The organism is Sphingobacterium spiritivorum ATCC 33861, from assembly GCF_000143765.1.
Classification (GTDB): Bacteria; Bacteroidota; Bacteroidia; order Sphingobacteriales; family Sphingobacteriaceae; genus Sphingobacterium; species Sphingobacterium spiritivorum.
In genome coordinates, this window is sequence record NZ_GL379773.1 from 48,679 (window position 1) to 71,932 (window position 23,254).

Annotated in this window: 21 protein-coding genes; 17 read left to right on the forward strand and 4 right to left on the reverse strand. The window is 40.5% G+C overall.

The features are described from left to right. Positions 1–71: 71 nt before the first annotated feature. The 3 genes from HMPREF0766_RS16475 to HMPREF0766_RS16485 all read left to right on the forward strand — a co-directional run bounded on the left by HMPREF0766_RS16475 (position 72) and on the right by HMPREF0766_RS16485 (position 3,154). A complete protein-coding gene (locus HMPREF0766_RS16475; protein ID WP_002999651.1) occupies positions 72–1,295 on the forward strand; it encodes an OmpP1/FadL family transporter in 1,224 nt (407 codons plus the stop codon). 28 nt (positions 1,296–1,323) lie between these two features. Then, complete coding sequence (locus HMPREF0766_RS16480) at positions 1,324–2,640, forward strand: SGNH/GDSL hydrolase family protein (RefSeq protein WP_002999653.1); 1,317 nt, start codon at positions 1,324–1,326, stop codon at positions 2,638–2,640. Positions 2,641–2,737: 97 nt separating this feature from the next. Next, on the forward strand, positions 2,738–3,154 hold the full coding sequence (locus HMPREF0766_RS16485) for an OsmC family protein (protein WP_002999656.1): 417 nt from the start codon (positions 2,738–2,740) through the stop codon (positions 3,152–3,154). A gap of 261 nt (positions 3,155–3,415) precedes the next feature. On the opposite strand, the gene HMPREF0766_RS16490 is transcribed toward HMPREF0766_RS16485, so the two are convergent. Both HMPREF0766_RS16490 and HMPREF0766_RS16495 read right to left on the reverse strand, forming a co-directional pair. Continuing rightward, complete coding sequence (locus HMPREF0766_RS16490) at positions 3,416–3,919, reverse strand: hypothetical protein (protein ID WP_002999658.1); 504 nt, start codon at positions 3,917–3,919, stop codon at positions 3,416–3,418. A gap of 22 nt (positions 3,920–3,941) precedes the next feature. Then, positions 3,942–4,991, reverse strand: coding sequence for a hypothetical protein (locus HMPREF0766_RS16495; RefSeq protein WP_002999661.1), 1,050 nt, complete (start codon positions 4,989–4,991; stop codon positions 3,942–3,944). A gap of 175 nt (positions 4,992–5,166) precedes the next feature. Between HMPREF0766_RS16495 and uvrA the strand changes: the two genes are divergently transcribed. The 5 genes from uvrA to HMPREF0766_RS16520 all read left to right on the forward strand — a co-directional run bounded on the left by uvrA (position 5,167) and on the right by HMPREF0766_RS16520 (position 12,834). Further along, positions 5,167–8,007 (forward strand): excinuclease ABC subunit UvrA, encoded by a 2,841-nt coding sequence (gene uvrA, locus HMPREF0766_RS16500; RefSeq protein WP_002999664.1) that lies wholly within the window; start codon positions 5,167–5,169, stop codon positions 8,005–8,007. A gap of 231 nt (positions 8,008–8,238) precedes the next feature. Further along, complete coding sequence (gene mutL / locus HMPREF0766_RS16505; protein WP_002999667.1) at positions 8,239–10,125, forward strand: DNA mismatch repair endonuclease MutL; 1,887 nt, start codon at positions 8,239–8,241, stop codon at positions 10,123–10,125. Between the two features lie 20 nt (positions 10,126–10,145). Beyond that, entirely contained in the window at positions 10,146–10,823 is a 678-nt protein-coding gene (locus HMPREF0766_RS16510) for a rhomboid family intramembrane serine protease (protein ID WP_002999670.1), read from the forward strand. Positions 10,824–10,837: 14 nt separating this feature from the next. Next, positions 10,838–11,713 (forward strand): rhomboid family intramembrane serine protease, encoded by an 876-nt coding sequence (locus HMPREF0766_RS16515; RefSeq protein WP_002999673.1) that lies wholly within the window; start codon positions 10,838–10,840, stop codon positions 11,711–11,713. A 5-nt stretch (positions 11,714–11,718) separates the two neighbouring features. Next, positions 11,719–12,834: an endonuclease/exonuclease/phosphatase family protein gene (locus HMPREF0766_RS16520; RefSeq protein ID WP_002999676.1), complete on the forward strand. Its 1,116-nt coding sequence runs from the start codon at positions 11,719–11,721 to the stop codon at positions 12,832–12,834. On the opposite strand, the gene HMPREF0766_RS16525 is transcribed toward HMPREF0766_RS16520, so the two are convergent. Further along, positions 12,831–14,423 (reverse strand): S41 family peptidase, encoded by a 1,593-nt coding sequence (locus tag HMPREF0766_RS16525; protein WP_002999679.1) that lies wholly within the window; start codon positions 14,421–14,423, stop codon positions 12,831–12,833. The genes HMPREF0766_RS16520 and HMPREF0766_RS16525 overlap by 4 nt on opposite strands. A 159-nt stretch (positions 14,424–14,582) precedes the next feature. Between HMPREF0766_RS16525 and HMPREF0766_RS16530 the strand changes: the two genes are divergently transcribed. The 4 genes from HMPREF0766_RS16530 (at position 14,583) to HMPREF0766_RS16545 (ending at position 18,275) form a co-directional block, all read left to right on the forward strand. Further along, positions 14,583–15,152, forward strand: a complete 570-nt coding sequence (locus HMPREF0766_RS16530; RefSeq protein ID WP_002999684.1) for a hypothetical protein — start codon at positions 14,583–14,585, stop codon at positions 15,150–15,152. A 155-nt stretch (positions 15,153–15,307) separates the two neighbouring features. Further along, the gene (fumC, locus tag HMPREF0766_RS16535) at positions 15,308–16,705 is read left to right on the forward strand and encodes a class II fumarate hydratase (protein WP_002999687.1); all 1,398 of its coding nucleotides are present in this window, start codon (positions 15,308–15,310) and stop codon (positions 16,703–16,705) included. A gap of 1 nt (position 16,706) precedes the next feature. Then, positions 16,707–17,243 carry a hypothetical protein gene (locus HMPREF0766_RS16540; RefSeq protein WP_002999691.1) on the forward strand — a complete coding sequence of 179 codons (537 nt, stop codon included), beginning with the start codon at positions 16,707–16,709 and terminating at the stop codon, positions 17,241–17,243. Between the two features lie 27 nt (positions 17,244–17,270). Next, on the forward strand, positions 17,271–18,275 hold the full coding sequence (locus HMPREF0766_RS16545; protein ID WP_002999693.1) for an acyltransferase: 1,005 nt from the start codon (positions 17,271–17,273) through the stop codon (positions 18,273–18,275). Between the two features lie 61 nt (positions 18,276–18,336). Here HMPREF0766_RS16545 and HMPREF0766_RS16550 read toward each other — a convergent pair whose 3' ends face one another. Continuing rightward, positions 18,337–18,714 carry a DUF3127 domain-containing protein gene (locus HMPREF0766_RS16550; RefSeq protein ID WP_002999697.1) on the reverse strand — a complete coding sequence of 126 codons (378 nt, stop codon included), beginning with the start codon at positions 18,712–18,714 and terminating at the stop codon, positions 18,337–18,339. A 71-nt stretch (positions 18,715–18,785) separates the two neighbouring features. Between HMPREF0766_RS16550 and HMPREF0766_RS16555 the strand changes: the two genes are divergently transcribed. The 5 genes from HMPREF0766_RS16555 (at position 18,786) to HMPREF0766_RS16575 (ending at position 23,164) form a co-directional block, all read left to right on the forward strand. Beyond that, complete coding sequence (locus HMPREF0766_RS16555; protein WP_002999701.1) at positions 18,786–19,964, forward strand: THUMP domain-containing class I SAM-dependent RNA methyltransferase; 1,179 nt, start codon at positions 18,786–18,788, stop codon at positions 19,962–19,964. Beyond that, positions 19,957–20,604, forward strand: coding sequence for an HD domain-containing protein (locus tag HMPREF0766_RS16560; RefSeq protein WP_002999703.1), 648 nt, complete (start codon positions 19,957–19,959; stop codon positions 20,602–20,604). The genes HMPREF0766_RS16555 and HMPREF0766_RS16560 overlap by 8 nt, the downstream gene beginning before the upstream one ends. 61 nt (positions 20,605–20,665) lie before the next feature. Beyond that, complete coding sequence (locus HMPREF0766_RS16565; RefSeq protein ID WP_002999705.1) at positions 20,666–21,532, forward strand: phosphodiester glycosidase family protein; 867 nt, start codon at positions 20,666–20,668, stop codon at positions 21,530–21,532. Positions 21,533–21,557: 25 nt separating this feature from the next. Further along, positions 21,558–22,328: a glycerophosphodiester phosphodiesterase gene (locus tag HMPREF0766_RS16570; protein ID WP_002999706.1), complete on the forward strand. Its 771-nt coding sequence runs from the start codon at positions 21,558–21,560 to the stop codon at positions 22,326–22,328. After that, entirely contained in the window at positions 22,325–23,164 is an 840-nt protein-coding gene (locus HMPREF0766_RS16575) for an endonuclease/exonuclease/phosphatase family protein (protein WP_002999709.1), read from the forward strand. The genes HMPREF0766_RS16570 and HMPREF0766_RS16575 overlap by 4 nt, the downstream gene beginning before the upstream one ends. Positions 23,165–23,254 lie beyond the last annotated feature (90 nt).

The window sequence follows — 23,254 nt, forward strand, 5'->3', positions numbered from 1 at the left end:
CGCCAAAAATTTATTATGTTAGCATTGTATTTTTACTATGCAAGGAAAAGTACTAACCAAATTATACAGGTATGAAGAAATTATTATTCGCTTTGCTCTGTGCTTCCCCTTCCTTACTATGGGCACAGGGATCTCAGGTAAACCTACAAAGTCCAAAATCTGTCGGTATGGGTGGAGCTGGCTCGGCTTATTTTATTGATGAAGCCTCCATCTTTTACAGTCCTGGAGCATTGGCAAAAATGGATCATAATGCAGTAATGGTAGCCGGAAATGCAGTGATGTATAAATCTGCTTTTCGCGAATCCGGGAGTTCGGTTGTCAATCACACCAAGTCTCAGATATCACCTCCTTTCTCACTTTTTGCAGCATTCGGTCCTAAAAACTCCTGGTGGAAAGCCGGTATCGGTGTATATACTCCCTATGGAGGCGGTGTAGACTGGGGTACAGAATGGGCCGGAAGATTTAGTCTTGTCAGCCTTTCCTTAAGAGCTATTTATATACAGCCTACTTTAAGTTTTAAACTGACCGACAACTTCAGTATCGGAGGGGGATTTGTGTACAACATTGGAAGTGTGGATTTGGAAAACTCTGTTCCTGTATTCTTTCCTGACGGAAGACCGGGATTAGCCACCCTGAAAGGTACAGGCACAGGTACCGGATATAATGTAGGTGTGCATTACAACCTTGAAGATGATTTTGCGATCTCTCTGAGTTACCGCTCTAAAGTCGTTACCAAATTAAAAGACGGAGATGCCCTGTTTGATGTACCTGAATCTGTAAGAAGCTCATTCCCTGAAGGCAATACGTTTACTTCTGAACTACCACTTCCTTCAACTTTTGCACTGGGTATAGCATTCCCGTTGTCTGAAAAAGTCAAAGTGGCTGTAGACGGTACATTAATCGGTTATTCGATCTACAAAGAGCTTAATTTCGATTATAAAGAGAATACTGCTGCTCTGCAGGATACCCGTTCAGCCAAAAATTATGTAAATGCAGGTTCTGTAAAAGCAGGACTTGAGTATCTGGCATCTGAAAAATTGCAGTTACGTGTAGGTGGTGGCTATATGGCAACCCCTGTACAGGCAAATTATGTATATCCGGAGACACCTGACAATACCCGTTACCTGATCTCAGGAGGATTCACATTTCATCCATCCAAGAAATTTGATGTAACAGGTTCTTTTGCTTATCAACGTATTATGCCGAGAGAAGCAAATAATGTGGAGAGTCATTTGTCCGGAACCTATAAAACTAACATTTTCGCTCCCGGGGTTTCCGTAAGCTATAAATGGTAATTTTTTCAAACGCTAAAAAGAATACGTCATGAAAAGAAATAAACTATATGTAGGGTTAGCATTACTGGTTCTGGGAGTAGCTTCCTGTAAACCGGAGATCAAAGACTTTACACCTGCCGCAGGTGGCACAGCAAACTTTAGTAAATATATAGCCGTTGGTAATTCACTGACATCTGGTTTTGCAGATGGCGGACTATACCGGGAAGGCCAGCAAGTGGCATTTACCAACCTGATGGCTCAACAATTTAAACAAGTTGGCGGTGGGGAATTTACCACACCTTTATTCAGTGAAGCACAAGCCAACGGATCCGGTTATATTCAGTTAGAATCGCTTGTAAACGGTCAGCCTGTGATGAAACAGATCACAGAAAACCTGGCTTATCGTTCTGCAAGCCCTAAGTTATTAACCAAGTATACAGATCCTATTCAGAATCTCGGCGTACCGGGTATGCGTCTGGATCTCGCTTTTGTACCACAATTCAGTTCGCTGAACATGTATTTCGAACGCTTGTTACCGGATGATCAGGTTGGCAAAAAAACATACTTTACCTATGCCACAGAGCATGATCATACATTCTTCAGCTTTTGGCTTGGAAATAATGATGCACTTGGATATGCAACAAACGGTGCGGTATACAACCCGCTTGACCCGACAACAAAACTAACGGATCTGGCAACCTTCACCGGTGCATACCAGAATTTTATAAATGGATTGACAGCCAAAGGTTCTCAGGGTGTCGTAGCTACTATCCCGGATGTAACCGCTGTACCTTTCTTTACAACAGTTACCAGAGCGGCTCTTTTAGCGGCAGCGAATGCAGCAGCTAAAGCGGCAAATCCAAATGCACCGGAGATTAAGGATATCTATATTGCAACCAAAACAACTCCAAGAGCTGCTACTGATAAGGATTACTTTGTTCTCCCTTTTTCTTCAGCAGGATTATTAGGCAAACCAAACGGTGCTAATATCCCATATGGTCTGCACCCGGCAAATCCTGTAGCAGACAATTTTGTATTGGATGAAGCAGAAGCAGCACAGGTCGTAACCCGTATCAATGAATTTAATGCAGCTATCAAGTCTATCGCAACAGCAAAAGGTCTTGCGGTAGCAGATGTGAATGCATTTTTAACTTCTGTAAAAAATGGTATCCGCATCAACGGCCTGGCTGTAAGCAATAAGTTTATTACAGGAAATGCTTTTTCACTGGATGGTATCCACCTGACTCCTATCGGAAATGCAATCGTAGCCAATGTATTTATCGATGCTATCAACAGCAAATATGGATCATCTGTCTCAAAAGTAGATGTATCACAATTCAGAGGAGTGAAACTTCCTGAAAAATAGATCTTAAAACGAATCTTTACAAAGCCGTCCCGAAATTCGGGACGGCTTTTTTATTATCCATAAAGTTTAGCTAAATTTGTATCTAAGGAGAAGAAAGATGAAAGTATCATTAAATCGGGTAAATAAAGCTGTTCACTTTGAAGCAAACAGTGAACTTTCAGATGTAAAAGTTCACATTGACGGGTCTAAAGAAATCGGTGGTGAAGGCAAGGGTGTAAGACCAATGGAATTGGTATTGATGGCCTTAGGGTCCTGCAGTGTGTTTGATCTGGTAAGCATTCTGAATAAACAACGTCAGGAAATCGAAGATATACATGTTGATGTTGAAGGTAAACGTCGTGAACAGATTCCCAATATTTTTACAGATATTCATATCAGTTTTACGCTGAAAGGTAATATTGATGAAGTAAAGGCTCAAAAAGCAGCTGAACTGGCCGTCAAAAAATACTGTTCCGTACATGATATGTTAGCAGCAGGAGGCGTGAATATCACCTATAGCATTAAGATCAATTAAGGTCGGTCTCCGATTTTTGAGAAAGCCACAGAGATATAAAGTGTGATGAAAACTATAGTTTTTAGCCCCTCAATGAAATAGCACTACTACATATTCCCTCGCCTTAAAAAAGGCGAGGGTTAGGTTTCTTAAATTCAACGGTATTAGCCGAAAACTCAAACGAAAGATTAGCACTAAGATAACCGACAACTTCAAACTCTCTCCCGATAAACCGGGATCTCTCCTTGTTGATGTCAACAGTAAGATGTATTCAGTTTTAGGTTAATCAGGCGTATTGATCAATTGTTTCAATATATCTTTTGTACTTTTTAAGTCTTTGTTTGTTCCAAAATAAACATTATCTATTCTCCAGGTCTCTTTCTTAATCAGTACGACCTCATCTTTCCAGCTTTCCTTATAACCTGTATTTGCAAACTGTACTACTACAAATGCACTGTCACCTTTGACCTTTATTGTGTCAATCTGAAACGTATCCTGTCCTTCATACACGCTTGTAAAAATATCTCCTTCTATCATCAAGGGTTTATCGTCTGGATGATCACTCTTGGCGACTTTCTCCGCATCATCTTTCTCGCGGGCTATCGCTTTGCCAATCAAAGAATCAAGATCAGGGCTAATCAGTTTACGATCGACAGCTCCGTAACGAACTTTCTTATTAAAAAAATCACTTATACTCTTCCGGATTTCAGCGTCTTCATTTTTGCTACAGCTTATTAAAAAGACAGCACACAGACAGATGACCAATGTAAAGACAGATTTTTTCATGACTTAACTTATTACGTGAATACTATTTCCCATTCTCCCGTTTTTTCCAGATCCGTTCGGCCCAGCGACCAACAAACCAAAAGGACACAGCCAGGATCAAAAAGAAAATAGTACGATTAATATTATCCCACAAATACTCCACAAACCGGGTATACAGGTTAAGAATAAAGAATACAAAACCAATCTCTCTGGTTACATTATCTTTGGTCTTCAGTCCGTAAACCACCAGTCCTGCTGATACTAATGTGGATAACAGTCCCCAATAAAAAATATGGAACTGTCTTACACGTGTCCAGGCTTCAAAGTCGCTGTAGTTTCCAAAGATGGAAAGACACCAGAGAGCAATCATTGTATACAACAACCCAATCACATAAGAAGTCGATTGAAATTCAACCAGTTTCTTAAAACGAGGCTGTACAAAAATTGCAAATGCTGTCACCAGCACTCCAAAAATAGTAAACCGCAACGGGTAATTCATCCCCCAGAACCTGAATCCCCAGTCACTATGATAGGCTGTTTCTGTGGCAAACCATATTCCCAGACTGATCAGTGTAAATGTCCAGATCAATTTGGAATCCAATTTGACAGCCAGAATACCGTAAATAGCTACAGATAATAAAAAAAGCAAGGAGAAATGCAGTTCGTTTCTATCCAGTACCTGCCCCAGAAATCCTATACTGGTAGCTGTTGAAAAAGCTCCGGCCAGCATTAATGTCTCGTTGGAAAATGTTTTTTCAGGGAACTTTTCTTTATTCCTGAATCCGAGAAAATAAAACAACACTGCAAGTGCGGCAAAGAATATAAAAAACACGATATTCGGAGCTTCGTAAAACCGTTTTACAAAGTCAAGAAAAGTATCATCTACAAATAAAGAGAGAACAGAAAACACCAGAGAAGCCAGTGCAATCCAGAAAGCATATTTGGCCAGCATTCCCCACTCAAAATTCTTAACTTCCATCGAATTCCGAAGTTCTTCCGCTACCTGTTCATTCACGTATCCATGCTTCTGCCAATGGGTGATAGCAGAATCCAACGTCTCCTTTTCCTGCTTGCTTACGTCAATTTTTTCCAATAGAGTAGTTTTTTAAAGAAACAAAATACAAAGATTAATCCAACTTATCAAAAGCATCATTTTAAAATCAAATTTCACGACTTCTTTACCATCAGGTCAATCATAATCTTTTAAAATTCTGTACCTTTGCACTTTGCTGTTTTCTGAACGGCTTAAAGCTAACTCTTGCAGGTTCATGACAAAAAAAACAACTCCGGATTTAGGCGAGCAACACGAAGTAGAGGTCTTTGGGGCACGTGTTCATAATCTTAAAAATATTGATGTTACATTTCCAAGAAATGAACTTGTTGTCATCACAGGTCTAAGCGGGAGTGGAAAATCTTCCCTTGCATTTGACACCATCTATGCCGAAGGGCAACGCCGGTATATGGAAACATTCAGTGCCTACAGCCGTCAGTTTCTGGGAGGAATGGAGCGTCCGGATGTAGATAAAATTTCGGGCTTAAGTCCTGTTATTTCTATTGAACAAAAGACAACCAGCAAAAACCCTCGTTCTACTGTAGGTACAATCACAGAAGTTTACGATTTTTTGCGCCTTCTCTATGCCCGTGCAGGTGAAGCTTTCTCTTATGTGACCGGCAAACGTATGGAGCGTATGTCCGAAGATCAGATTGTAGACCGCATCCTGGATGAATTCAACGGAGAGGCTGTAAATATCCTGGCTCCGATTGTCAAGGGTCGTAAAGGTCACTACCGCGAACTTTTCGAGCAGATCCGCAAACAGGGATATACTAAAGTACGTGTCGACGGAGAAATCGTAGATCTTGCTCCTAAAATGCAGGTGGACAGATATAAGATCCACGATATTGAAACTGTCATTGACAGGCTTACTGTAAAAGCTGAAGACAGAAAAAGGTTATATACCTCTGTTATGCAGGCAATGAAAGCAGCAAAAGGAATTATCAAGATTACAAACAAAGAGAATAAAGAACAGTTTTTCAGCCGCTATCTGATGGATGCCGAATCGGGTATCTCTTACGATGAGCCTCAACCGAATACTTTTTCGTTCAACTCCCCTTATGGTGCTTGTCCGAAATGTGACGGTCTGGGTTATGTATTCGAAATAGATAAACAGGCCGTTATTCCGGACCGTAAGCTGAGTATCCAGAAAGGTGCTATTGTACCGTTGGGCCCTGCCCGTGAATCCTGGAATTTTCAGGTGTTGAAAGCAGTAGCCAAGAAGCTTGAATTTTCGCTAACCACTCCTGTAGAAAAACTTACGGAAGAGCAGATTGACACCTTACTGTTTGGTGCAGAAGAACCGATTCCTATTACGGTAGAATATAGCAGTTATAGTGTACGCGAACACAAAGTTACCTTCCAGGGTATCTTTGCAATGCTGGAAGAACAGATGGGACGCCAGCAGGATGACAGCACATCATTGGAAGATTTCCGCACTAAAGTAACCTGCCCGGTATGTCATGGCTCCCGGCTGAAAAAGGAGTCACTGCATTTCAAAATAGATCAAAAGAATATCAGTGAACTTGCAGCGATGGATATCACTTCTCTTATGGAGTGGTTTACTGATCTGGAATCCAGACTGGATGAACGTCAACAGGTAATTGCAACTGAGATTCTGAAAGAAATCCGGGCACGTCTTGGATTTTTGCTGGATGTGGGACTAACCTACCTTACACTGGATCGCACATCGAAAACACTTTCCGGCGGAGAAGCACAGCGGATCAGACTTGCTACACAGATCGGATCACAGTTGGTCAATGTCTTATATATTCTGGATGAACCCAGCATAGGACTACACCAACGGGATAATGAAAGGCTTATAAAATCTTTGAAAAACCTGCGTGATATCGGCAATTCAGTATTGGTTGTTGAACACGATAAAGATATGATTCTCAACGCGGATCATGTGATCGATATGGGGCCCGCAGCAGGTCTTCATGGCGGACAAGTCGTGGCAGAAGGATCACCGGAAAAAATTCTGAAGGCGGATTCGCTCACAGCAGCTTATCTCAATGGCCGTAAGGAAGTCGCTATTCCTGAAAACCGCAGAGCGGGGAATGGTCAGTCACTGATCCTCAAAGGAGCCACAGGTAACAACCTGAAAAATGTAACGGCAGAATTCCCGTTGGGAAAACTTATCCTGGTTACCGGTGTGTCGGGCTCGGGCAAGTCAAGCTTAATCACAGGAACACTATACCCTATACTCAACAAACATTTCTTCCGCGCGAAGGCTGTCCCTCTTCCATATGAAAGCATCGAGGGACTGGAGCATATTGACAAGATTATTGAAATCGATCAAAGTCCGATTGGTCGTACTCCCCGTTCCAACCCGTCTACCTACACGGGTGTATTTTCGGATATCAGAACATTGTTTGTACAGCTTCCGGAGGCTAAAATACGCGGGTATAAGCCCGGCAGATTCTCCTTCAATGTGAAAGGCGGAAGATGTGAGACCTGTCAGGGTGCAGGAATGAAGATCATCGAAATGAACTTCCTTCCGGATGTACAGGTTCCTTGTGAAACATGCCACGGAAAACGCTATAACAGAGAAACTTTAGAAGTACGCTATCGCGGAAAATCTATATCGGATGTATTGGATATGAGTGTGGATGAAGGAGTTGCATTCTTTGAAAATATTCCTTCAATCTACAGAAAAATAAAAACGCTGCAGGATGTAGGCTTGGGTTACATTACTTTGGGGCAATCTTCAACTACACTTTCGGGTGGTGAGGCTCAACGTATAAAACTGGCGACTGAACTTTCTAAAAAAGATACCGGAAAAACATTTTACATCCTGGATGAGCCGACAACAGGACTTCACTTCGAAGATGTCAATGTACTGTTAGGGGTGATCAACCGTTTGGTAGATCGCGGCAATTCCGTATTGATTATTGAACACAATCTGGATGTGGTAAAAACTGCTGACTGGGTAATCGATATGGGACCTGAAGGTGGCCGCAGCGGCGGGCAGTTATTATTTGCGGGAACACCGGAGGAACTGATCAAGAATAAGAAAAGTGAAACTGCACGATTCTTAAAACTGGAAATGAAATAAACAGAAATTAAGGAGCGGTATTATCACCTGAAAATATTGCTCCTTATATCCTTCATTGCCTTATTCCTTTTCTGTATTACAATCTGAGAAGGCACATCATCCGGATTCACCGGCTAAAGGCTTTAATAACGAACATCTTGTAAACTGTTTAACAAAGATATATTGTCATTCTTTCTTCACTTTAATCTACACTAAAATTTCGGATCAATTTTTCGTAACTTCGCATAGATTATGTCAGATATTATTCAATTGTTGCCAGATGCTGTTGCGAATCAAATTGCAGCCGGAGAAGTCGTGCAACGACCTGCTTCTGCGGTAAAGGAATTGATTGAAAATGCGATTGATGCCGGGGCAGACAAAATAAAACTTATCGTAAAAGATGCTGGTAAATCAATGATACAGGTCATTGATAACGGGTGTGGCATGAGTGTGACGGATGCCAGATTATGTTTTGAAAGGCATGCTACCTCTAAAATACGTAAAGCGGAGGATCTTTTCGCCATCCGCACGATGGGATTCCGTGGTGAAGCGATGGCTTCTATCGCGGCCATCGCACACATAGAACTGAAAACCAGACGTGTAGAAGATGAACTCGGAACAGTTATTGAAATCGAAGGATCCAAAATCACAGATCAGCACCCTGAAGCCTTGTCTCCGGGAACCAGTATATCCGTAAAGAATCTTTTTTTCAACATTCCTGCAAGACGCAATTTTCTGAAGAGCAACGCTGTAGAGATGCGTCATATTATTGATGAATTCCAACGTGTGGCTCTGGCGCATCCGGAAATTTTCTTCAGTCTGCACAGTGACGGTAATGAAGTATACCATCTTCCGGCGGAAACATTGAAGCAACGGATTGTCCACTTACTGGGCAACAATTATAACCAACGACTGGTACCTGTGGAAGAAGAGACCTCCATAATTACTATCAATGGTTTTATCGGTAAACCTGAGTTTGCCAAAAAGACCCGGGGTGAACAATTTTTCTTTGTGAACAAACGATTTATAAAGGATCCTTATCTAAATCATGCTGTTCTTAATGCATACGAAGAAATACTGGCAGCAGATAGCTACCCGCTGTATGTGCTTTTTATTGACATAGATCCGGCCAAGATTGATATCAACGTTCATCCTACAAAGACGGAGATCAAATACGAGGATGACAAAGCAATCTATGCCATTCTGCGATCTGCCATAAAGCGATCATTGGGCCGCTATAATATTGCACCAACGCTGGACTTTGATCAGGAGACAGGCTTTTCAAACATGATCAGTCAAAAGCCTCTCGATGAAATTCAGGCGCCTACGATCAATTTTAATCCGGACTTCAATCCTTTTGAACCGGGCTATAAAGAATCAGCTTCCAAATCGAGATCAGACAATTATACATCCGGATTTGAGAAAAAAGCCGGAATACCGCAAAACTGGGATACCCTTTATCAGATTACTGAAAGCGAGGCAACCACCTCCACTCAGCTTCCCCTACTTCCTGCAGAACCGGAAGAAGAAGATATTGATATCAACGTACCGGAAGTCAGCGTACAACAAAGCAAACAATTCTTCCAGTTGCATAACCGGTTTATCGTATCACAGATCCACTCTGGTTTTATGATTATCGATCAGCAGGCGGCACATGAACGTATATTATTCGAACAGTTTCAGGCTCATCTGGAACAGAATCAGGGTATCAGTCAACAAAGTCTGTTTCCGCAAACAATAGATCTGAACAGCGCTGATCATGCTTTGATGGAAGAAATATTACCCGAAATTCAAAGCCTTGGTTTTCAATTACGTCCTTTTGGAAAAACAACGTATATTGTAGATGGAATTCCTGCCGATCTGGGGAGTAATGTCAATGAAGTGGCAATTATTGAACGGCTTTTGGAAGACTTTAAACATAACAAATCCGAATTGAAATTAAACAAACGGGAAAATCTGGCTCGTAGTCTTGCTAAAAGTGCAGCGATCAAACCCGGGACTCTTCTGGACAATCAAGCAATGGCAGAACTGATTGACAGACTGTTTGCCTGCGAATCACCGAATATTTCGCTGTATGGCAAACCTATAATTATTACATTTACAATGTCTGAACTTCTGGAAAAGTTTGGCAAAAATTAATTAGTAAACGAGAATTACATATGTTTCCAAATTTATCACCGGTAGTAAAGAATCTATTGATCATCAATATTATCTTCTTTATTGGATCAAGCCTGGTCTCACAATCTTATGAGTATTTAGCCGCTTTCTATCCGGACTCGCCATATTTTAAAGTATGGCAGATCATCACGTATATGTTTATGCATGGCGGGTTTACACATATTTTCTTTAATATGTTTTCCTTGCTGATGTTTGGTCCTATGATCGAACAGGTCTTGGGATCAAAACGTTTTCTTAATTTTTACCTCTTCACCGGTTTAGGTGCTTTGGTATTACAATACGGTATACAGGCGATCGAGCTTTACCAGTTAGTAGGCACTAGTTTTCCGGTAAGACAAGGTATAGACATGAATGCATTGTCTTTTGAACAAATTGCCTTTATAAAAGAAATCAACTACACTCCTTTAGTGGGTGCCTCCGGAGCTATATATGGGATTCTGCTTGCTTTTGCCTATTTATTTCCAAACATTCCGCTACAATTGATATTTATCCCTATACCGATCAAAGCAAAGTACTTTATCGGCGGATTAATCGTTATAGAAATTTACCTGAGTCTCTCACGGCCGGGAGATTCTGTCGCACATCTGGCACACGTAGGCGGTGCGCTGTTTGCATTTATATTGTTGAAAATGTGGGGTATTAGAAAAGGTATATATTAGTTAAATTTGTGAAAATGGCACAAAAAGAGTTTAAATCCTTTTGGAGAGAAACTTTTAAATCAGGATCTCCGGTTCCCATTGTTATTGTGGGACAAGTAGCTCTTTTTGTGATTATTCACCTTTTTGATCTGCTTGCAGAATTAAAAGTAATCCATTATCCGCTCTACGATAAGACCCTGCAATATCTTAGCCTGCCGGTCAGTTTTGAACATTTTCTGAAACAACCCTGGTCTGTTTTCTCTTATTCATTGGTGTATACAGGTTTGTTTCGCATTCTGTTTGACAGCTTGTGGTTATACTGGATGGGCAATCTGTTTCTGAATTTTCTCAACAGGAGACAGCTTTGGTATATCTATCTTTCGTCTTTATGTTTAGGAGGTGTATTCTACTTAGCTCTGGGTCAGATTCCTTATCTGGCAAATAGTCCGCAGACCTTGCTCAATACAGCATCCCTTCCTATCGCAGGAGTCATTACAGCAACGGCATCTCTGGTACCTTACACAGAAATGCGCCTTTTATTTCTGGGAAACATCAAGTTAAAAACAGTTGCTTATGTATACCTCGGGCTGGAAGTTATATTTTATGCATTAATTAATAAAACTGCTGCAGCAGCATATTTGTGTATTATACTATGGAGCTTTATGTTTATCCGTTCACTACAAAACGGAAAAGACTGGAGCAAGGTGTTCGCTGCAAAAAGAAAACGGATCAGCAGACTACAGGTGGTGCATCAGAAGGTCGAATACGCTAAATATTCTCATTCCACGATCAATGACCTCCCCAATCAGGAAGAAATTGATCAGATCTTAGATAAAATTTCTTTGTCTGGCTATGAAAGTTTAACTTCACGGGAAAAGGAAGTATTATTCAAAGCGAGTAAGCAAGATTAGAGGGAATGGCAAAAGTGCACCTGTTAAAAAAAAAGCTGGGTTTTCTGAGCAAGACTGTTTTCATAGCCAATTTGCTGGCTGTGGTCGCTTTGCTTCTGAGCTATTCCGCCTCTTTTATTAATCCTAAGACCTTTTGGCCACTGGCATTTTTCGGATTGGGCTATCTTCCTATTTTACTGATCAACATCGGCTTTGTAGGCTACTGGCTTATGCGAAAGCCAAAGCATGCTCTGATCTCATTTATAACGATCCTGATCGGCTGGAATCTTCTTACCAAACACTGGAATTTTAGCGGTGACCATACACAGGAGATCACAGCTGCAGATAGCAGCATCCGTGTACTGAGTTTCAATGTACATCTCTTCAAAACAGCAAAAAAAGGAGAAGAAAAAGACTTCAAACGGGAGGTATTGGGAATTATTGACAGTATCAAACCGGACGTCATCTGTTTTCAGGAATACTACAGCAAGATTAAAGGCAAGCATGTGTATGCAAAGGAACTGCGCGAAAATTTTGGTTATAAATACTGGTATTTCGAACCTGCATCTGTCAATGATTACGAGGCCTACGGACAAGCTATTTTTTCTAAATATCCTGTTATCCATTCGGGAACTATTGTCAAGAATGAGTATGGGATAAATCGTATTATCTATGCAGATATAGAGAAAGGCAAAAAAAGCATGCGGATTTATAATGTTCATCTTCGCTCCTTTGCCTTACAAAACGAGGACAAGGATTTCATTCAGAACCCTTCCGGAGAAAGCAACAAAACTGCTACCCGACGGGTTGGCCGCAAATTAAAACAGGCTTTTGCTTCACGAAGTGAACAGGCGGAAGCTTTAAAAGAACATATAGAAACGGCTAAGATTCCCTATATGGTAATGGGTGATTTCAATGATACCCCGATGTCCTATAGTGTGAATCTGATTGGTAAAGGCATGCAGAATGCGTTTCAGAAAAAAGGTTCGGGCTGGGGAGTTACTCACTATGAAATGCTTCCTATATTTCAGATTGATTATATCTTTACAAGCAAGGATTTCAACATTCTGAATTATCAGATTGTCAAAAGAAAACTTTCAGATCATTACCCGATATGGGCCGATGTGCAGCTGAAGAATTAATTTAATATCGGAGCCAATACATTGACCGCTCTTTCTACAAATACATCGTGCCTGTTGCGCACTTTGAAATACGCATCCCTTCCAAAATAAAATCGTCCAACCAGAGATTCAATATCAGTCTGTATCAATTGGTGCAAGTCATTTTCCTGTTTTTTGCTCAAAACAATTCCTTTATTTTTCAGAAAAGTCATAAAGTCTGCATACTCTTTATCTGGCAGGTGATAGCCCTGAATAAAGTTTTCAATAGAATATGCCGGAGACTTCTTGGTGAAACGCTCATACACAAACTGCTCAGTAAGACTGGATGAATTGATTTCCTGATATTTGAGACTCAATGCATTTGAATCAATTGGAACAACCACATCCGGATAGATTCCTCCGCCATTATAAACCTGATTCCCGCCTTTGGTGACAAAAGCCTGCTCATGCACGTAAGTACTGTCCATAAGCCACAAAGGCTCTGCACTAGTAGGACTTACGAATGCATTAAGTGTATATTTTTTTTGAATATCTCTGCCTAAAGGAGTAAAGTAACGGGCTACACTCAGATTGATTGTAGATCCGTCCGGTAATTCAAAGCGCTCCTGTACCAATCCCTTACCATATGAACGTCTTCCGACGATGGTACCCCGGTCCAGATCTTGTATCGCTCCGGCGAAGATCTCACTTGCTGAAGCTGAATTCTCATTGATCAGCACAGCAACTTTGCCGTCAGGAAATACCCCGTCAGCCGAAGAGAAGTAATCTTTTCTAAGCTCATTATATCCTTTGGTATACACAATAAGCTTTTTGTCTTTAAAAAACTCACTTGCCAGCTGTATAGCGGCATGCAGATAACCGCCTCCATTTTCACGAAGATCGACTATAATACTTCTGGCACCGCGTTTTTCCAGTTCTTTGAGTGCTTTTTTAAACTCCTCGGCAGTCTTCAATCCGAATCTCCGGATTTTGATATAGGCAACTGTAGGCTGGATCAGATAAGCTGCATCCAGAGAACTCACATTGACCTGATCGCGGATTACCTTTATGGGCTTACCCAACATATATCCTTCCCGTTTTACCAGCACCTGAAGAGCACTGCCTCTTTTACCGCGGATCATTTTGTCTACTTCACTCAGTGGCATACCGACACCTGCGATCGTCTTTGTGTCAATCTGCAGAAGCTGATCTCCGACTCTGAAACCGGCCTTATCCGCAGGACCGTTCGGAATAATACTTACGACGAGAAGTGTATCATTCAAATTAAAATATTCAAGTCCTATTCCTTCAAATGTACCCTCTAATGTTTCATTCAGATTTTGGGCTTCGGCAGCCTGCAAATATGCAGAATAAGGATCCAGACGTGACAAAATATGCGAAATGGCATCATCCTGTATCGCGTCCATATTGATGCTGTCTACGTAGCTGCTCGATATCAGATCCATCATCCCCTGAATTTTATACGAGTTATCCACCCCCAGCGGATCCAAAACTCCACCGGCAGCAGTTCGCTGTTCATTTGAATAATATTGACCTAAAATGAGACCCAGCATCAGCACACCACCATAAGTCGCCGCCACAAAAATATTCCGCCTTGTATTTTTTTGCATGTCTAGATTTTCCGACACAAAATTAACGAGTTTTTTAAACTTTTGAGTTAATATGTAAGAGATATTATAGTAACAAATCTATCTTTATTTAGTTTTTAATCAGGATTTTTTACCAATTTTGACACCAAAACGATAATCGAATTCAATTAACAGAATATCATGCACGAAATCGAGCCTTTTTATAATTGGAGAGACTATTATATTGCCTCTGAAGATGAACTGTCCCCTTTTTACGGAACGATCTATAACGAGTTTGAATACGACAAACAGATTTATAATTTTTTACTTCATCCGCAGTGGGATCACTTTGGCTCTTCCACCCTGTACCTCAAGGTTTTGTATGTAGATTACGACAAGGGATATACTATTATTGAATTTATCGGAGAGTGGAATGATGCCATCTATAATGACATTATGCTGCTGAAAAGAGAATTAATAGACCTGATGATCGATGAAGGAATTAACAAATTCATTTTAATAGGTGAAAATGTGCTCAATTTCCATGCTTCCGATGATCTTTATTATGAAGAATGGTTTCAAAATATAGAGGACGGATGGATTGCAGGGCTCAACTTCAGGTCACATGTCATCGAAGAATTTAAGTCTCATAATATAGACTATTACATCAATTTCGGCGGAATATTCGATCAGATGCCATGGCGTACCCTGAAACCAAAACAGCTATATCATCATGTGAATGAACAGCTGACGAGAAGACTGGGCTATTAGCAGTTGTATCTGCCGGTATCCGCAATAATCCATATAAAAACAGTATACACAAAATGATCTGCGGATGATAAGCCGTCCTTACAATCTGACAGATATCATTTTCGGTTTAAGGTTTAGTTCATTAACTTTGTGAGATAACAATAAATATAAATACTATGTCATTTAGAATCGAAAAAGATACTATGGGCGAAGTACAGGTCCCTGCAGATAAATACTGGGGGGCACAAACGGAACGCTCACGCAATAATTTCAAAATCGGACCTTCTGCATCTATGCCTCATGAGATTGTAGCAGGCTTTGCTTACCTAAAAAAAGCTGCTGCTTATGCTAATCATGAATTAGGTGTATTACCTGTTGAAAAGCGTGACGCTATCGGTGCTGTATGTGATGAAATCCTTGCCGGTAAACTGGATGATCAGTTTCCGTTGGTGATCTGGCAGACAGGCTCAGGTACACAGTCTAATATGAATGTAAACGAAGTCGTTGCTAACCGTGCTCAGGTGCTTGCCGGTTTTAAGATTGGCGAAGGCGAACCTGTCCTGAAAGCAAATGACGATGTCAACAAATCTCAATCTTCTAATGACACTTTCCCTACCGGAATGCATATTGCAGCTTACAAAGCTGTGGCAGAAGTAACCATCCCCGGTGTAGAGAAACTTCGCGATACGTTGGCGAAAAAAGCAGAAGCATTTAAGAATGTAGTAAAAATAGGCCGCACACACTTAATGGATGCTACGCCATTGACATTAGGTCAGGAGTTATCCGGATATGTAGCTCAGTTAAATCACGGTTTGAAAGCGTTGAGAAACACATTATCTCACTTATCCGAATTGGCATTAGGTGGTACTGCAGTGGGTACAGGATTAAATACTCCTGCCGGATACGACGTCGTTGTAGCTAAATATATTGCTGAATTTACAGGTCTCCCGTTTGTTACAGCAGAAAACAAATTTGAAGCTTTGGCCGCTCATGATGCCATTGTAGAAACACACGGAGCACTAAAACAACTTGCTGTTGCATTAAATAAAATTGCAAATGACATCCGTATGCTGGCTTCTGGTCCTCGTTCAGGAATCGGAGAAATCCTTATTCCGGAGAACGAACCGGGATCTTCTATCATGCCGGGAAAAGTAAACCCTACACAATGTGAGGCTCTGACTATGGTTGCAGCGCAGGTAATGGGTAATGACGTAGCTATCACTATCGGTGGTACGCAAGGTCACTATGAGCTTAACGTATTCAAGCCTCTGATGGCGGCAAACTTCCTTCAGTCTGCACGCTTATTGGGTGATGCCTGTGTATCTTTTGATGAACATTGCGCAAGTGGAATCGAGCCAAACTACAAACGCATTAAAGAACTTGTAGACAACTCCCTGATGTTGGTAACAGCTTTAAACACTAAAATAGGTTATTACAAATCTGCGGAAATTGCACAGACAGCACATAAAAACGGTACTACTCTGAAAGAAGAGGCCGTTCGTTTGGGCTATGTAACTGCTGAAGATTTTGATGCATGGGTGAAACCTGAAGACATGGTGGGAAGCCTGAAATAATATGCTGAAGATTAAAAAATCAAATTCTTCACTTTTAAAAGCATACCTGCTGCCTTTAGCAGGTATGCTTTTGATTTTTGGAAGCTGCCAGCGGCGCTCTGATATCCAGGGAAAGGGTGCAGAATATCTGCAAGGCATCTGGGAACAGGATAGTATACCACATCAGGATCAGATGCTGTCCTATACTTTGCATTCCTTCAAAATCACCTGCGACTCCATTTATACGACCATGGATGTGCATTCAACTGTACAACGCATGTCAGATAGCTGCTATCAAAACGGCAACTGGAAAGAATATGCCAAAGCTGTCTATGTAGTAAGAGGAGACAGTATGATCGTAGAGGGAGTTTATACGAAGGAAAACGGAAAACAGAAATTATCCGGTTGTTACAAGCAGGGACAATATCTGCCGAGATTCAAAATTGCTAAATACAGCAAAGATACTCTCATTCTGGAAAACCGCTTTGATCAGCGTCCAATAGTACTCCATAAAAAACAAGACATCACCTGTGTTCCGAAAAAACGCTGGGAATTGTAAATCATCCACACCTTTTTATCACAAGCCATGGCTACCCGCGCTATTTACATCAGCAATATCCGCATTTTGGCTACCATAGGTGTAATCTTTATCCATGCCACTACCGGATATCTACAAAGTGCAGCCGTGGGATCGTTTAACTGGGATTATGCGAACTGGATAAACGGGCTGACCCGTTGTGCAGTACCTTTGTTTGTAATGATATCAGGTGCATTGCTTTTGCAGAAGGATGAAAGCACTACAGATTTTTACAAAAACAGACTATTAAAAATTGTCCCGCCGTTTTTGTTCTGGACTATCGTTTATATCGTCTATTATTTCTCCCGTTACACTTCGTTTGATCAGCTGTCGTTTCAGCAAATTGTCACTATATCCTGGCAAAAAATGAGAACAGGTGCTAATGCTCATCTATGGTATCTGTATATGATATTAGGACTTTATCTTACAGTTCCCTTTTTAAGAAAGATGATCAGATCAGCCTCTTTAAGGGAAATAGAAATTTTTCTTGTGATCTGGTTTGCTTCTTTGTACATCAGTAATAAAAGATGGGAGGAATATTTCCTGAAGATAGATCTCACCTTCTTCTCCGGATACATTGGTTATTTTGTACTTGGCTATTATCTTTCGGTCAAAGACTTCAGCCGGCAAAAGATTTTTTCTTTGCTCATCTTTACTGTGGCATGTGTTTTTACAATTTATATAACTCATCACCTCAGCATAGCTCAACAAAAGTATGATCCCTCTTTCTACGGTTATGTCCTCCCTAATACCGCACTTGCTGCTGCAGGCATTTTCACTTTTCTGAAAGCGGTTTCTTCTACCCGGAATATCCCGGGATGGATGGATGCTGTAGACAAATATAGTTTTGGGATTTACTTAGCTCACATTCTGATATTGAACTATGTACATCCCCGGTTACCGGATGAGATCTGGATCAAAGTTCCTCTGGCTACTATCGCTACACTGTTGGGAAGTATGCTACTGATTTATCTGATACGCAAAATACCTTACGGAAAGTATGTTTCCGGATAAAAATAAGAAAGGCAACAATGATCATTGTTGCCCTTGCTATATATTTTAATTGCTGATCAGATTAGAAAGGCAAGTCGTCATCATCTGAACCTGAAGAAGAAATATCAACCGGTGCAGGCATATCTGCATATCCGGGAGCCGGAGCCGCAGCTGAAGAACCAGCTAATTTTGTTACTCTCCATGCCACCAAAGAATTGAAGTATGTAGTGATACCTTCTTTATTTGTCCAGGGACGACCTCTCAGGTTAAATGAAATTTCAATTTCTTCACCAATTGTAAGGTTATCGAAAATGGACGTTCTATCCTGCGTAGCTTCAAAACGAATATATTCTACAAATTGCGGGTTTTCTGCATAAGCAACGATGATATCACGTTTTTTGAATGATTCTGTTACCTGCTGAGTTGCCCCAACTTCATGTACTTTTCCTCTAATTTCCATAATGTTAAATATTAAACCGTAAAAATAAGCAATTTTTGAGTACAAGATTAACTAACTTTGTCAAAATTACTATGGAAGTTTTCAACACCCCCAATAAAATCATTATAACTTGCAATAAGAGACTTTCTCCTTATCTGCAGGAAGAAGTTCAGGCCTTAGGCTTTGAGATCAAACGCACGTTCAACACAGGAGTAGAACTATACAACTCTGTAAACGAATCTATTAAGCTTAATCTCAATCTGCGTACGGCTTCACAGATCTTGTATTCTTTAAAGGAATTCAAGGCCTCTAATCCGGAAGAATTATACAACGAACTGGTCAAAATCGAATGGGAAAATCTGATCCCGTTTGATAGTTATTTTTCTGTAACATCCAATGTAAGTAATGAGACAATTACGACACCACTTTTTGCGAATGTAAAAGTGAAGGATGCGATAGTAGACCGGATCAAAGAGAAAAAAGGTATCCGCCCGAATACGGGACCGGAGCTTAATAAGGCTGTAATTCACCTTTACTGGAAGGATGACCGTGCCGAAATCTTTCTGGATACATCGGGAGAAACACTTGCAAAACATGGCTATCGTAAGCATCCGGGAAAAGCTCCTATGCTGGAAGCACTGGCTGCAAGTACCATATTTGCGACTAAATGGGATGATAAGTCTCCATTTGTCAATCCGATGTGCGGATCGGGTACTTTAGCCATTGAGGCTGCACTTATAGCGACAAACCGCAGACCGGGACTATACCGCATGAATTACTCATTTATGCATTTTATCGGGTATAATGAAGAGGTCTTTTTTCAGGAAAGAAGAAACCTGAAAGAGCAGGTGAATAAAAAAAATACGCCAACAATAATTGCCTCCGACATTTCGGAAGAAGCTATTGAAATTGCGAAAATGAACGCACGTACTGCCGGCGTGGATCAACTGATCCATTTTGAAGTATGTGATTTTGCAGAAACATCTGTCCCTGACGAAAAAGGAGTTGTTGTATTCAACCCGGAATATGGAGAGCGATTGGGGACGCATACCAAACTGGAAATTACCTACAAACGTATGGGTGATTTCATGAAGCAGAACTGTAAAGGATATAAAGGCTATATTTTTACAGGAAATCCTGATCTGGCTAAAAAGATCGGACTTAGGGCTTCCAGAAGAACAGAGTTTTATAATGGTAAATTAGACTGTAGATTGCTGGAATATGATCTGTATGAAGGCACACGCGATAAGACAAAAGTAATTTATGAATAATATCATCGAAAAAACGGTAGCATTTGTTAAAAAAAGTCTTGAGCAGGCCGAATCCGGTCATGACTGGTGGCATATACAACGGGTGTGGAATAACACCCGTATGATTCTTCAACATGAAGAGGCTGATGAGCTTATCTGTGAATTGACAGCACTTTTGCACGATATTGCAGACAGTAAATTCCATAATGGCGATGAAACAATCGGCCCTCGTATAGCCGGAGAATTTCTAAGCAGCGAAGGTGTAGATCCTCAAATCATAGAACAGGTACAGGCGATTATTCTGAACATGTCATTCAAAGCGAGTCTGGGAGAGCGCAATTTTCATTCAAAAGAACTGGAGATCGTTCAGGATGCAGACCGTCTGGATGCAATAGGAGCAATAGGAATTGCAAGAGCCTTCACTTATGGTGGTTTTAAAAACAGGGAGATCCATAATCCAAACATTCCTGTAATGGAAAATATGGATAAAGAAGCGTATAAGAAAACAACTGCCCCCACCATCAATCACTTTTATGAAAAGCTGTTGTTACTGAAAGATAAGATGAATACACCTACTGCTAAAAAAATGGCAGAAGGAAGACATCAATATATGGAGCAATTTCTGGAACAGTTTTATGCAGAATGGGAAGGAGTAAAATAACAGTTACTTAACCGTTATTTTATTCTAAATAGGTAAATTAGTAGTCACAAACTAATTTCCTATGAATCGTTTTGCGTATGCAATAGTTCTTTTATCCACATGTATATTCCAGTTTTCTTTTGCGCAGGAAAGCGATTCTTTACTTGTATCAAATAAGCAATGGAAAGAAAAACAGCTTAAACCCGGTATTATATGGAAACAGGGTCATTTTGATAATCTCTTCAAAGCTGAACAGGAGATCAACTTCATTGAAATTGATCTTCAGAAAATAAAACAACCGATCCGGCTTGCAGGCCTGCAAACTGGATTTAAAAATACAACAACATTTGCGTCGGAAGCCAATGCGCTCGCAGCCATCAACGGTGCTTTTTTCAATACTAAAACGGGCGGTGGAACCACACTGGTCAGAATCAACAAACAGCTCATCAACGAAACTGTACTGAAAGAAGGTAAATCTCCTAAAAGAAGCTTTCGGAGTAATGCAGCATTGGCATTTGACACTAAAAAAATCGTTATTATCAAAGGTGATGACAGAGACAGCACATGGGATAAAAAAATAAAAATGCCCAATGTGATGACCTGTGGACCGCTGTTATTGCACAAATCCCATCGTGCATATCTTGATAGTAATGCTTTCAATAACAATCGTCATCCACGCAGCGCAATAGCATTAACAACAGAGCACAAACTAATTCTGATCACCGTTGACGGCCGCAATGCACAAGCCTATGGTATGTCTCTTATTGAGCTTTCGAATGTGATGAAATGGCTAAAAGGAAAAGATGCCCTTAATCTGGACGGTGGCGGATCTACAACATTGTACATAAAAGATGAAGGTAAAAATGGGATTGTAAATTATCCCACAGATAACAAGCTATTTGATCATGAAGGAGAAAGAGCTGTAGCAAATGCCATTTTAGTTTTATAAGCGATCAACAACAAATTAAACATATATGAAAAACCTGGTTTTAAGTCTGCTCATTTTAGGAGCAAGTATTTCTGCTGTATCTGCCCAAAAGAATCCTATTATTGCCCATCGTGGTGCATGGAAGAACACAAACTTACCTCAGAATTCTCTCGCTTCTCTTGATGCGGCAATTACAGAAGGCGTATTTGGCTCCGAGTTTGATGTTCATCTTACAAAAGATGATGTTCTGGTTGTAAACCACGACAATGATTTCTATGGGTTGGATATTGCCACATCTACATACGATGAATTGTTAAAGAAGAAACACCCGAACGGCGAATCCATACCTACTGCAGAAGAATATCTGAAAGAAGGTCTGAAACAGAAAAAAACAAAATTGATCTATGAACTCAAAACAAACAAACTGGGTCTGGATCGTACCTTATTAGCAGCCCAGAAATCTGTAGAGCTTGTCAAAAAGTTAAAAGGAGAAAAGATGGTAGAATATATCGCTTTTGATTATAATGCCTGTAAAAAATTTGTAGAGCTCAATCCAAAAGCAAAAGTTCATTATCTGATGGGAGATAAAAGCCCTCAGGAATTGAAGAACGATAAAATGACAGGCGCCGATTACCACTTCTCGGTTTATAAGAAAAATCCAACCTGGATAAAAGAACTTCAGAATCTGGGTCTTAAAGTAAATGCATGGACGGTAAATACAGAAGAAGAAATGCAGATTTTGCTGGATCAGAAGGTAGACTATCTGACTACAGATAATCCTGAGTTGTTAGCTGAACTTTTAAAAAGTAAAAAATGAGAAAAACAATTATAGCTACTGTCCTTGTTGCGCTTGTCAGTACGATGACATATGCACAACAGTTCCGTATCGCAACTTACAATATTCGTCAGAAAAACACGCACGATACAGGTAACATGTGGGATGAACGAAAAGAAGCATTAACGAATCTGATCAAATTTCATCAGTTTGAAATATTCGGAACACAGGAGGGATTCAATGACCAGCTAGCTGACATGGAGCGTTTATTGCCCGGGTTTAAATACATTGGTGTAGGGCGTGATGATGGCGCTGAAAAAGGGGAATACTCCGCAATTTTCTACGACACTAAACGATTTGAAGTCTCCAAGAGTGGAACGTTCTGGCTCTCGGCCACAGATATCAGCAAACCAAATAAAGGATGGGATGCCGCTTTGCCACGGATCTGCACATGGGGAATATTCAAGGATAAAAAAACAAAAAAACAATTTATCCTTATGAATACTCACTTTGATCATGTCGGTGTCACAGCCCGTAAGGAAAGTGCAAAACTGATGATGGCCAAAGCCAAAGAATTTGCAGGAAACTTACCACTCATTATTACCGGTGATTTTAATGTTTCGGAAACAGATGAAGCGTATTTTACATTAGCAAACAGTGGTATTGTCGCTGATAGTTACAGCAAAATTGACAGCAGATATGCTCCAAACTCTACCTTCAATGGTTTTGGCAAGAGCATTAAACCTGCAGAACGTATAGACCATATATTTATCACGCCTCAGTTTTCTGTTAAAAAATATGGAATCCTGACGGATACTTATGTTGGAAAATATCCTTCAGATCACTTCCCTGTCATGGTAGATCTGGTACAGAATTAAGGTTCATTCTGCTACACTGAACCGGCATACCGATTACTGACTCTGATTCCAGGAGTCAGTAATTTCTACTTCCCAACGACAGCTTGCTTC